This window comes from Streptomyces sp. NPDC001770, assembly GCF_053596135.1.
In genome coordinates, this window is record NZ_JBSFFN010000016.1 from 101,883 (window position 1) to 113,781 (window position 11,899).

At 74.2% G+C, this 11,899-nt stretch carries 11 protein-coding genes; 9 read left to right on the forward strand and 2 right to left on the reverse strand.

The window, feature by feature from the left end:
• Nucleotides 1–182 precede the first annotated feature (182 nt).
• The 7 genes from ACWCSV_RS16830 to ACWCSV_RS16860 all read left to right on the forward strand — a co-directional run bounded on the left by ACWCSV_RS16830 (nt 183) and on the right by ACWCSV_RS16860 (nt 8,169).
• Complete coding sequence (locus tag ACWCSV_RS16830; RefSeq protein ID WP_451142938.1) at nt 183–2,288, forward strand: HEAT repeat domain-containing protein; 2,106 nt, start codon at nt 183–185, stop codon at nt 2,286–2,288.
• 127 nt (nt 2,289–2,415) lie between these two features.
• Nucleotides 2,416–2,766, forward strand: a complete 351-nt coding sequence (locus ACWCSV_RS16835) for a zinc ribbon domain-containing protein (RefSeq protein ID WP_327177971.1) — start codon at nt 2,416–2,418, stop codon at nt 2,764–2,766.
• A gap of 276 nt (nt 2,767–3,042) precedes the next feature.
• Nucleotides 3,043–3,546: an SH3 domain-containing protein gene (locus ACWCSV_RS16840; RefSeq protein WP_451142820.1), complete on the forward strand. Its 504-nt coding sequence runs from the start codon at nt 3,043–3,045 to the stop codon at nt 3,544–3,546.
• Nucleotides 3,547–3,745: 199 nt separating this feature from the next.
• A complete protein-coding gene (locus ACWCSV_RS16845) occupies nt 3,746–5,125 on the forward strand; it encodes an FtsW/RodA/SpoVE family cell cycle protein (RefSeq protein ID WP_451142822.1) in 1,380 nt (459 codons plus the stop codon).
• Nucleotides 5,122–6,600, forward strand: a complete 1,479-nt coding sequence (locus ACWCSV_RS16850) for a penicillin-binding transpeptidase domain-containing protein (protein ID WP_451142824.1) — start codon at nt 5,122–5,124, stop codon at nt 6,598–6,600. Before ACWCSV_RS16845 ends, ACWCSV_RS16850 begins: the two co-directional genes overlap by 4 nt.
• 55 nt (nt 6,601–6,655) lie before the next feature.
• Nucleotides 6,656–7,810: an amidase family protein gene (locus ACWCSV_RS16855; protein WP_451142826.1), complete on the forward strand. Its 1,155-nt coding sequence runs from the start codon at nt 6,656–6,658 to the stop codon at nt 7,808–7,810.
• Nucleotides 7,807–8,169: a hypothetical protein gene (locus ACWCSV_RS16860; protein WP_451142828.1), complete on the forward strand. Its 363-nt coding sequence runs from the start codon at nt 7,807–7,809 to the stop codon at nt 8,167–8,169. The genes ACWCSV_RS16855 and ACWCSV_RS16860 overlap by 4 nt, the downstream gene beginning before the upstream one ends.
• 143 nt (nt 8,170–8,312) lie before the next feature.
• Here ACWCSV_RS16860 and ACWCSV_RS16865 read toward each other — a convergent pair whose 3' ends face one another.
• Nucleotides 8,313–9,245 (reverse strand): hypothetical protein, encoded by a 933-nt coding sequence (locus ACWCSV_RS16865; protein WP_451142830.1) that lies wholly within the window; start codon nt 9,243–9,245, stop codon nt 8,313–8,315.
• Nucleotides 9,246–9,382: 137 nt separating this feature from the next.
• Nucleotides 9,383–10,312 (reverse strand): ADP-ribosylglycohydrolase family protein, encoded by a 930-nt coding sequence (locus ACWCSV_RS16870; RefSeq protein WP_451142832.1) that lies wholly within the window; start codon nt 10,310–10,312, stop codon nt 9,383–9,385.
• Nucleotides 10,313–10,522: 210 nt separating this feature from the next.
• On the opposite strand from ACWCSV_RS16870, the gene ACWCSV_RS16875 reads away from it, so the two are divergent.
• Together ACWCSV_RS16875 and ACWCSV_RS16880 are read left to right on the forward strand one after the other, a co-directional pair.
• A complete protein-coding gene (locus ACWCSV_RS16875; RefSeq protein WP_451142834.1) occupies nt 10,523–11,458 on the forward strand; it encodes an AurF N-oxygenase family protein in 936 nt (311 codons plus the stop codon).
• Between the two features lie 81 nt (nt 11,459–11,539).
• Nucleotides 11,540–11,815, forward strand: coding sequence for a hypothetical protein (locus ACWCSV_RS16880; protein WP_451142836.1), 276 nt, complete (start codon nt 11,540–11,542; stop codon nt 11,813–11,815).
• Nucleotides 11,816–11,899: the final 84 nt, after the last annotated feature.

Sequence of the window (11,899 nt, forward strand, 5' to 3'; positions counted from 1 at the left end):
CCCGCACCACAGGTCTCCCACCGCCCCGCCCTGCGGCGGCGGGAAAGGCCCGTCCCCCGCGCGGACCGCCGCGGACCTGGGGCAGACTCGGTGCGAGGCGGGCGTGGGCCGTTCCGGGAACCAACTCCGGTCATGTGCCGTCGCAGCGGTTGAGCGTCGTGATCGGGGAGGGGATGGCCGGAGTGTTCTCGGGGATCGACGAGGTGGACTGGGCCTCGATGCAGCATGCCTACGGACCGGCCGACGATGTTCCGGCGCTGCTGGCGGGGCTGGCCTCGGCGGACCCGGCGCAACGCGAACGCGCGCTGGACGGGATGTACGGCGCCGTCCACCACCAGGGCGACGTGTACGCCTGCACGCTCGCGTGCATCCCGTTCCTCTTCGAGCTGGCCGCCGACCCCTCGGTGGCCGAGCGCGGCAGCATCGTCGAGCTGCTGACCAGCATCGGCGGCATCGAACTGGACGAGGACGACGAGGACGAGCTCGACGAGGACGAGATCGAGGGAGCCGCCAACTACGCGATGGCCGCGGCGGCCGTCTGCGCCGGTGCGGAGGTCTTCGTGCAGCTGCTGGAGGACCGTGATCGCGGCGTGCGGCTCGCGGCTCCGCTGGCGCTCGCGACGCTCCACCCCGAACCGGAGCGATGTCTCGAGCTGCTGCGGAAGCGGCTGCCGGTGGAGCAGGACGAGGAGGTGCGGCTCGCCCTCGTGGAGGCGGCCGGCCGCCTCGCGCTCCGCCACGACACGGTGGCCGACGCGGCGGCGCACTGGCTGAGCCGGCTCGCCATGCAGGAGTACGCGCCGGGCCTGAGACTGGCGGCCCTCGCGCAGTTGGCGCGGTGCGCGCCCGGCGCGCTCCCCGTCGACATCGTGCCCAGGGTCGCCGCTCTGCTGCGGGACCTGCGGGCGGCGCACCCGCCGTCCGGCCCGGCCGCCCGGGCCGCGGCCGAGGCGGCCTCGCGGGAGGGCGCCCAGTCGCCGACGCTGATCGGCCAGTTGCGCGCCCTCCAGGCGGCGGAGACGGCCGGGCGGGGCGCCCCCTGGGCCGCCGACTTGCTGCGTACCCTGCACGGGGCACTCGGGGACCGGGTGGAGGACCGGGTGGCGCTCCTGGCCGACCAGCTGTGCAGCCCCGACGAGGGGCAGCGGCTGGACGCGGTCCGGATGAGCGGTGGGCTGATCCGCGCGTGGCGTGGCCCGTACGACGAGGTGGTGCGGCTCGTCGGGGACCAGCTCACCGAGCCCGATCCCCGGCTCCGCGAGGCCGCCGCGCACCTGCTGGCCGACGTCCACACGCTCGCCGCCCCGGCCGCCGACGCGCTGGCGGCACGGGTCGCGGTCGCGCCCGAGAGCTGGGTCAGGCAGTGGGACTACGGGCAGTCGAGCCTCGACCCGGCGGTGCGGGCGCTGGCCAACATCGGTGACCCCCGGGCGCTGCCGGTGCTGGCCGCCGTCCTGGAGGGGCCGGGCGTACCGCACAACCTCGGGCACGCCGTCGCGGCGCTCGGTCCTGCCGCGTCCCCGCTGGCCGGGGCGCTGCGCCGGAGACTGGCGGAGGCCGAGCCGGTGCCGTCCGGGTACGACGGCGCGATGGGGCTGATGGACGCCCTCGCCTCACTGCGCGCGGACGAGGCGACCCCCGAGGTGCTGCGCGTCCTGCGGGGCGTACGGGAGCCCTCGGCCTGCCACGTGCGGCTGTCGGCGCTGCGGGCGCTCGGCGCGTTCGGGCCGGGGGCGCGGGGCGCGGTCGGGGAGCTGGAGACACTGATGCGGCGGTCGGGCCCGCGCGAGGCGGTCGACGCGGCGGACACCCTCTACTCGGTCTCCGGCGACGTCGACGCGGTGCTCCCGGTACTGCTCGACGGGCTGGCGGCGACGGAGGCCCTCGACCTGCGGGCGGCGGCCGAGGCGCTGGGCCGGCTCGGCGTGCGGGCGGCGGTGGCCGAACCCCGGCTGCGCGCGCTGCTGGCACACGACGATCTCTGGGTACGGGTGGACGCGGCGCTCGCACTGTGCAAGGTTTCGGGGCGGTCCGCCGAAACGTGGCCGGTGCTACTGGCCGCGTGGACGCAGAACGCGTACGTCCGCGTCCGGGTGGCGGACACGCTGGCGCGCACGGGGGCGGCTGCGGCAGGGTCCGGTGCGGCGCACGCCCTGCGCGCCGAGCTGTCCTCCGTACGCCGTCACAACGCCCGGGACGGCGGGTACGCGGGAACGGACATCCAGGAGGACGAACGCCTGCTGACGCTGTGCCGGCAGGCGCTGCGCCACGGCGGCGGCCGGGGCTGAGCCGGGCGCGCGTCCGGGGCGGCCGGACCACCGGAGTGCCGGATCGACCGGTACGCCGTTTCGCGGGGAGGCGGGGCCGACGGGCCCGCGGCACAACCGTACCGAAGGCAACAAGGAGAGACACGACATGATCATTTTCGGCACTCGGGGCTACCTGTACCAGCTGGCCGTCCTGACGATGGTGTGCGGCTGGTGCGGCAACCCGGCCGCGCACACCCTCCGCAAGCGGGTCACCAAGTTCACCCTGTTCTTCGTCCCGCTCTTCCCGATCTCGGTCAGGTACGCGACGCAGTGCACCTTCTGCGGCGGGGAGCAGAAGATAGCCAAGGAGCAGGCGGACGCCCTGCTGGCCCAGTACGCGGCGGGCCCGGACGGCGCCAACCCCTTCGGCCAGGCGGGCCAGGCCGGCCACCCCGCCCAGCCGGGCCAGGCCCCGCAGCAGGGTCACGCTCCGGGCCAGAACCCGTACAACAGCTGAGGCGCGCACGCCACCGGGGCGCCGCGCCCCTGGCGCGGCACTCCGGCCGGATCCGTACGCGGCGGCCTTGCGGCGCACCGGCGCACGGGCCGTCGGCCGGGGCGCACGGACGGGGGCGGGCGGGCGGCGGATACACCCGGACGGCCCATCGGCCGTCCCCCGTCCGCGTACATCACCCAGAGCGACTCTATGCGCGCGCGACGTGGCGAACCTAGCGTGCGGGAAGCGGCCCCCGGGCCGCGGCCCCGCACGCCCCCCACGTTCTCTGGAGGCAGCATGTCCTCTTCGTCCCTCCGCCGCATCGGTCTCGGTGTCGCCGCCGGCGTGCTCGCCGCGCTGACGGCCGCCGCCCCCACGTTCGCCGCCGGCCCCCTCCCGCAGCCGGTGGGCCACCCGCACCACCACGCCGTCGCCGCCGACGACCCGGCGCCCGGGCACTGGGGGCCCGCCACCCACGGGAAGCCGGCCGTCGAGCCCCAGGTGAAGCCGGGCGACCACGGAAGGCCGGCGACCGAGCCGCAGGTGTCGCCCGCGGCGCCGAAGGTGACGTACCGGGGGCGGGTCGTCGCCCGGCCGAGCCTGCTGCTCCGCGACCGTCCGACCCGCAGCAGCCGGATCGTGGGCGAGGTGCCGTACGGCACGATCGTCGACATCTTCTGCAAGACCCGGGGCGACGACGTGGACGGCAACGACCGCTGGTACCTGCTGGCCAACGGCACCTGGGCCTGGGGTTCCGCGCGCTACATCGAGAACATCGGCGCGGCCCCCGACTGGTGCTGACGCCCCTTCACAGCACACCCCTCCGCCGCACGACACCGCACCCCCTTTCACCGCACGCCGCCGCCCGGGCCGCTCGCCTCGCGAGGACCCGGGCGGCGGCGCGTCCCCGGTCGGCACCGGCGTCGGCCCCGGGACATCAGCGTGACCGCTGAACTATGACATAAGGGAAATAACCCACCGCGCTTGCTACGTTCCTGGCATGACCGCACCGACGGTGGACTCTCCCCCGCCCCCGCTCCGGCTGCCCAGACGGCGCGGGGTGGAGCTCTCCCTCCTCGTCGGGGCGGTCCTCATCTCCGTCTACGGCTACGCGGCGGTCGGCCTCGCCCACGACGAGGCCGTACCGCCCGACGTCGCGGGTTACGGCGGGGGGCTCGGGCTGCTGGCGCTCCTCGCCCATCTGGCGGTCCGCTTCCGCGCCCCGTACGCCGATCCGCTGCTGCTGCCGATCGCCGTACTGCTCAACGGGCTGGGCCTGGTGCTGATCTACCGGCTCGACCTGGAGACCCCCTCGGACACGGCGGCGCCCACCCAGCTGATCTGGTCGACGCTGGGGGTGGCGCTCTTCATCGTGGTGGTGCTGCTGCTCCGCGACCACCGGGTGCTCCAGCGGTACGCCTATCTCTCGGTCGCGACCGCGCTGGTGCTGATGATCGTGCCGATCTTCTTTCCTGCGGTGAACGGCGCCCGCATCTGGATCCGGGTCGGCGGGTTCTCCTTCCAGCCGGGCGAGTTCGCGAAGATCCTGCTGGCGGTGTTCTTCGCCGCGTACCTCGCGGCCAACCGCAACGCCCTGGCGTACTCCGGCCGCACGGTAGGGAAGCTGCAGCTGCCCACCGGGCGCGTGCTCGGCCCCATCGTGGCGATCTGGCTGCTGAGCGTCGGGGTCCTCGTCCTCGAACGCGACCTGGGGACCTCGCTGCTCTTCTTCGGACTGTTCGTGATCCTGCTGTACGTGGCGACCGGGCGCACCGGCTGGATCGCGGTCGGGCTGCTGCTCGCGGCGGTCGGGGCCTTCGTCGTCGGCTCGTTCGAACCGCATGTGCACAGCCGGGTGCAGGACTGGCTGGACCCGTTCGCCACCATCGACGCGGGACGGGGGCCGAGCCAGCTGGCGCAGTCGCTCTTCGCGTTCGCCGAGGGCGGGATGCTCGGTACGGGGCTCGGGCTCGGGCACTCCATCCTGATCGGCTTCGCCGCGAAGTCCGACTTCATCCTGGCTACGGCGGGCGAGGAGCTGGGCCTGGCCGGGCTGACCGCCGTCTTCCTGCTGTACGCGCTGATGGTGGCGCGCGGTTACCGGGCGGGGCTCGCGCTCCGCGACCCGTTCGGACAGCTGCTCGCCGTCGGGCTCGCCTCGATCCTGGCGCTCCAGGTGTTCGTGATCGCGGGCGGGGTGATGGGGCTGATCCCGCTGACGGGCATGGCGATGCCGTTCCTCGCGCAGGGCGGTTCCTCGGTCGTCACCAACTGGATCATCGTGGCCCTGCTGATCCGGGTCAGCGACCAGGCCCGCACCCCGCGCCCGGGTCAGCCGGAGACCGGTGTCATCGCCCCGATCGCGGAGGACGAGCTGTGATCAGGTACATCCGGCGGGCCGCCGCCTTCTGTCTGCTGCTGTTGCTGGCGCTGCTGGCGAACGCGGCGCGCGTCCAGGTCTTCGAGGCCGACGAGTTGACCGCCAACCCCGCCAACCGGCGCAACACGATCGCCCGTTACGACCAGCCGCGCGGCAACATCCTGGTGCACACGGGCCGCGGCGACGCGACGGCCACCGTCACCGGCTCCACGGACACCGGCGAACAGCTCGCCTGGGAACGCACCTACCTCCACGGCCCGCTGTACGCGCCCGTCACCGGCTACGCCTCGCAGACGTACGGCACCACCCTCATCGAGAACGCGGAGGACGGCATCCTCTCCGGGACCTCCTCGCTGCTCGCCCCGCTGCCGCTCTGGAACGACCTCACCCGGGGCCGGCAGCCCGGCGGCGACGTGGTCACCACCGTCCGGGACGCGGTGCAGCGGGCCGCGTACGAGGGGCTGGCCGGGCGCAAGGGCGCGGTGGCCGCGCTGGAGCCGTCGACCGGGAAGATCCTGGCCCTGGTCTCCTCCCCGTCGTACGACCCCGAGCGGCTCTCCGGCACCGGCGCGGCGGTGACCGACGCGTGGACGCGGCTCAACGCCTCGGAGAGCCGGCCGATGCTCGACCGGGCCATCCGGCAGACCTATCCGCCCGGTTCGGCCTTCAAGATCGTGACGGCGGCGGCGGCGCTGGACGCCGGGGTGGTGGACGACCCGGACGAGGAGACCGACACCCCGTCCCCGTACGTCCTGCCGGGCACGTCCACCGTGCTGCCCAACGAGTCGAGCGGCTGCGAGAAGGCGTCGCTGGCGGAGGCGATCCGGGTCTCCTGCAACACCGTGATGGCACATCTGGGGGTGGAGGTGGGCCTGGACGGGATGGTTGGGGCGGCGGGCGGCTTCGGCTTCAACGACGACGGGCTGCGGATTCCTTCGGGGGTCGCGAAGAGCAACTTCGACACGGAGATGAGCGACGACCAGCTGGCGCAGTCCTCGATCGGGCAGTTCGACACGACGGCCACCCCGCTCCAGATGGCGATGGTCGCCGCCGCCGTGGCGAACGACGGCGAGATCGCCCAGCCGCACCTGGTGGACCGCACGGCCAAGCACGACGGCGACACGGTGTCGCAGACCTCCACCCGCTCCTACCGGCGGGCGATGAGTCCCTCCACGGCCGTGCAGCTGCGGCGGATGATGGTCGACGTGGTGGAGAACGGCACCGGGACCAACGCGGCGATCGACGGCGTCACGGTCGGCGGCAAGACGGGCACCGCACAGCACGGGGTGGACAACACCGGGGCGCCCTACGCCTGGTTCATCTGCTGGGCGCAGTCGGAGGGAGCCGGCCGGCCGGAGGTGGCGGTCGCGGTGGTGGTGGAGGACGCGGCGGCGGACCGCGCGGACATCAGCGGCGGCGGCAGCGCGGCACCGATCGCGCGGGCGGTGATGGAGGCGGCGCTGCCGCGGGAGTGAGTGCGCGGGATCGAATTCCCCGGACACCGGCGCGAGCACGGGTGACACTGGTGCGATGGGCGGGACGGGTGCGGTGGGGCGGGCACTGGAGCGGATCGACGCACTCGATCCGTCGCTCGGCGCGTTCATCGAGGTGTGGCACCGGGAGGCGCTCGCCCGGGAGCCCGCGGCGGCCCCGCTGCCGCTGGGCGGGCTGCCGTTCGCGGTGAAGGGCCCGGCCGGGCTCCGCTCGTACGCGGCCCGGCGGCTGATCGGCGCGGGCGGGGTGCCGGTGGGGTCGACGGCGGTGCCGGGGCCGGGCACGTACTGGCAGACCTGGGGGCAGGGCGCGTACGGCCGGACCCGCAACCCCTGGCGGGCGGACCGGACTCCGGGCGGTTCCTCGGCCGGATCGGCGGTGGCGGTCGCGGCGGGAATGGTCCCGCTCGCGACGGGCAGCGACGGTGCCGGGTCGGTGCGCCTGCCGGCCGCGTGGTGCGGGGTGTTCGGGCTGAAGACGACGAACGGGCTGCTGCCCTCGCCGGACCGCACCGGGCTCGCGTCGGCCGGAGTGCTGGCCGCTTCGGCGGCGGCTGCGGAACCGTATCTGCGCCATGTGCTCGACGAGTACGAGCCGTTGGCGGTGCGGCTCCCGGTGCCCGCCGTGCTGAGCATGGACCTGGGCTTCGCGGAGGTCGATCCGGAGGTGGCCGAGGTGGTGCGGGCGGCGGTGGACCGGCTGGTGGCGGCGGGCGTGGTGCGGCTGGTGCCCGGCGGCTGCGCGCTGCTGGACCCGGCGCCGGCCTGGCTGGCCGTACGGGGCGGGGCGCCGGACGACGCCGTGGCGGTGGAGACGCGGCGCGCGAACGACTTCGTGCTGAACGGCCTGTTCGCGCGTACCCCACTGCTGCTGACGCCCACCACCCCCAACCGGCCGCACGGGCACGAGGGGCCGGGCGAGGTCTACTCGACCGCGCTGACCTGGGCGTTCAACCTGAGCGGGCACCCGGCGGCGAGCATTCCCGCCGGATTCACCGGGGACGGCTGCCCGGTCGGCCTCCAGTGGGTGGCCGACCGGGGAGCCGACGTGTGGCTGCTCGCCGCGGTCCGCGCCGCGGAGGGTGCGCTGCCCCGGGTGTGGCCGGCGGTCCCGGGCCACGCGAACTCCCCGCACACGGACCACCCGTGGTCCGGCCGTCACGACCGCCCGATACGGAGAGGGACGGCATGACCCGGGAGACCGCCGGGGCCGGGCCGGAGTCCCCGTCCGTGGCAGGCCGCCTCGCCTGGGGAGCGCTGGGGCTCTTCCTGTTCGCCTGGACGGTGTTCGAGGCGGTGAAGCACACCGGTCTCACCATTCCGCTCGCCGTGGCCGGGCTGCTCGTGCCCTTCCTGGCCGGACTCGCGCCGGACACGCCGGCCGCCCAGCGGGTGCTGCTGGGCGTCTGGATCCCGCTCGCCGTCGTACTGGTCCGCACCGTGGTTCCCGGCCCCGCCGAGAACACCGCCGCCCCCTTTACCTTCGGCACGGCCTGGCTGACGCACCTCGCGCTGAGGCGCGCTCCGGACCACGGACTCCGCTCGACCTGAGCCCGGCCCGCACCCTCGCCGAGCCGGCCGAGAGCCCCGATGGGCCCGGTACACGGACTTCGGGCACCAGGACTTCCGTCCGTCCCGCGCTCGCAGGCGCCGGACGACGCTCCTCAGGGGGCCGGGCCATGCCGGTCGTGGCCCTACCCGACCGGCTTCAGCATCTCCTCGCGGATCTTCGCCGTCTCCGCCGCCGCCTTCTCCAGATCGACGTCCTCGGCGGCCACCAGCGCGTCCTCGACGCGCAGCAGCGCGACCATGGCGCCGGTGTTGTCGTCGCCCCACGCGCACATCGGGATGGCCGAGGTCGCGTCCCCGGTCCCCGTCTGCTGCACCTGGCACGCGATCGTGATGTCGTAGCCGTCGGGGGTGAACTCCTTGGCGGGCACCACCACCGTGTTCCCCTCGGCCCCGGCCGCCCCCTTCATGATGGAGTCGCGGGTGAACTCGGGGTCGGCGATGCGGCCGTACATGCCGGAGACGATGAGGACTCCGCCGTCCTCGGAACCGTACTGGGCGACGACGGCCTGCGCGTCGCGGATGCTGAGGTCCGGGGTGTTCTCGATGTCCGCACCGTCGGTCCCGGACGTGTCGCTGTCCAGCGTGAACTCCCCGTCCAGCAGGGACTTCTGGACCGCCAGCTTGTTCACGGCCCGCGGGTAGACGGCGTCGGTGCCCTTGTCGATGAGCTGGGAGACCCCGTAGGCGACACCCCCGACCACGACCAGCGCGCCGACGAGGATGCCGACGATCAGCTTGACCGGCTTCTTCCGCGGGGGCTGGGCCGGCCACCCCGGCGCCGTCGGCTGCCCGGGTATCCCGGGCTGGCCCCAACCGGGCTGCGGCTGCTGCTGCGCCGGGTCCGGGTAGCCGTAACCGGGCTGGGGCTGCGGGGCGTTCGGGTAGCCGTATCCCGGCTGGGGCTGCTGGGGGGCGTTCGGGTACCCGGGTCCCGGCTGCTGCGGGAACGCGCCCGGCTGTTGCGGGGTGCCGGGGTACGGCGGGTACTGCGGCGACGGCTGGGACGGCGGCGTCGGAGGGCCGTAGGGGCCCGGCGGCGGGGGCGGCGTGGTCATGCGCCCACGCTACGGCACCGGCCTGACAGGTCCCTGCCCAGCAAGCGGATCGGCGGGAGGACCGGCGGGAGCACCGGGGCCGGGCCGGCGGTGGCCGGCGAGCGGATCACCGGGCGGCCCGCCGCCCGGACCCGGCGTCAGGCCGACGCCGGGAAGCCCGTCAACGGCTCCCGCTTCCGCAGCCAGGCAGCGGGTACCCGGCCGGTCCCGGTGGCCGCGCCGACCACCCCGCCGGCGATGGCGCAGGTGGTGTCCACGTCGCCGAAGCCCTCGGCGGTCGACCAGAGCGCCGCCTCCAGGTCGTCCGGGTGGCGGGCGGCGGTCCACAGCGCGAAGGGCACGGTGTCGTCCGCCCGGATGCGCTGCCCGCTGCCCAGGACGTCGGCGGCCCGCCAGGGTTCGGTGGTGAACGGCAGCTCGGCGGCGCGGCGCAGCCCGTCCCGTACGAGCCCCTCGGGGGTCCGCTCCGCGACGGCGGGGAGGGCGAGTTCACCCCGGACCGAGAGGGCCGCCGCGACCGCCACGGCGACCGCGCCCGCGATCCCCTCCGGGTGGGCGTGCGTGACCTCGGCCTGGAGGCGTGCCTGCCGGGAGACGTGGTCCAGGTCCTCGTGGAAGCGCGCGCCGAGCGGGGCGACCCGCATGGCAGCGCCGTTGCCGAGGCTGCCGCCGTCGAAGAGGCCGGGGGCGAGCGTGCGCCAGTCGGCGGGTTCGGCGAGCAGCTGGGGCAGCAGCATGTGCATGCCGTGTCCGTATCCGCGCCCCTGGTCCGCGTCGAAGGTGAGGGCGAAGACGAGGGCCAGCCGGTCCTGGACGACTTCGCCGTGTCCGGCGAGCACCTGGTCGAGCGCGAGGGCCAGCGCGGTGTCGTCGGTCCAGTGCCAGCGGGGTTCGGCGGGGGTCTGACGTGCGGTGATCTCGCGGAGCGCCCGGCGGCGTTCGCGGAAGAGGGGGAACCACCGCTCGCCGAACGCGTCTCCGAGGGAGAGCCCTTCGAGGCTGCGGCGGGCCGCTTCGGTGCCGCCCCGGGGGACGTCTGCCGGGGTGTGGGGCGAGGAGTACGTCATGCGGTCATCCTCCCGAACGGCCCCTCTTCTGCCCACCGCTTTCCCGCACAAGCGAATCGGCGGCCAAACTGCCTGCTCCGTAGGGCAATTGACGTGACGCACGCCATGGAACATCCGGCCGGAAGTGGGACGCGGGGGATTGACGGCCTTGCTGACAAGCAGTCCAATAAGAGGTGACCCCAGGTAACCCACGTGCGAGGTACCCCAGTCATGACGACAGTGAGCGAACACGACGTCCAGGTCCTCCGCGATGCGCTCGGCCCGCTCCGGGACCGCGAGCAGATCGCCGAGCGCCTGCTCGAATCCTCGGCCAAGCACTCCTTCGACCCCGAGACCGAGATCGACTGGAACTCGGCGATCGAGGACGGCAAGTGGTTCTGGCCGCCCGAGCTGGTCTCCCTCTACGACACCCCGCTCTGGCGGAAGATGTCCGAGGAGCAGCGGATGGACCTCGCCCGGCACGAAGCGGCCTCGCTCGCCTCGCTGGGCATCTGGTTCGAGATCATCCTGATGCAGCTGCTGGTCCGGCACATCTACGACAAGCCGGTGACCAGCAACCACGTGCGGTACGCGCTCACCGAGATAGCCGACGAGTGCCGGCACTCGATGATGTTCGGCAAGATGATCCAGTGGGGCCAGGCTCCCACCTACCCGGTTCCGCGCGGCTACCACAACGTGGCCCGGGTCCTGAAGAGCGTGTCCACCACCCCGGGTTCGTTCGCCGCGACCCTGCTCGGCGAGGAGATCCTCGACTGGATGCAGCGGCTGACCTTCCCGGACGAGCGCGTCCAGACGCTGGTGCGCGGGGTGACCCGTATCCACGTCGTCGAGGAGGCCCGGCACGTCCGGTACGCCCGCGAGGAGCTCCGCCGCCAGATGGTGACGGCTCCGCGCTGGGAGCGGGAGCTGACCCGGCTGACCTCGGGCGAGGCGGCCCGGGTGTTCTCCGTCTGCTTCATCAACCCGCAGGTGTACGAGAACGTGGGCCTGGACCGCCGCGAGGCGCTCGCCCAGGTCAAGGCGAGCGGGCACCGCAAGGAGGTCATGCAGTCGGGCGCCAAGCGGCTCACCGACTTCTTCGACGACATCGGCGTGATGAACGGGGTGAGCCGCAAGCTCTGGCGGAAGTCGGGGCTGCTGGCCTGAGGGCCGGCGGCCGCCCGGGCCTGGAGCGCCCGGCGGCCCGCCCCGGGCGGCCGCCGGTGCCCGGTGAGCAAGACTGTCCGGGTGAGAAGCGAGAACACCCCCTTCGAGGGCGGTCCCCTGGACGGCCGGGTCCTGCCCGTCCTCACCGGCCTCACCGGCCACCCGCCCAAGTGGTACGTGGTGCCGGTACCGGCCGAGGACGGCGGTCCGCCGGCCGTCCACGCCTACCGCCGCGTCCCGGCCGGGTACACCCCCCGGCTGCACCTCCAGCGCGGCTGGCTGTACGAGTACGCCCCCGGCGGCCGGGAGCGTTTCCGCCCCAAGTGGCCCTGGACAAAGCCGAACAGCGGCGGGTGAGGCAGCGGGGCGGCCCGCTCGGTCCGGTACCGAACCCCCTAAGATCGGCGGTCAGGTGCCGAGGGACGGTCACGAGGGGGGTGC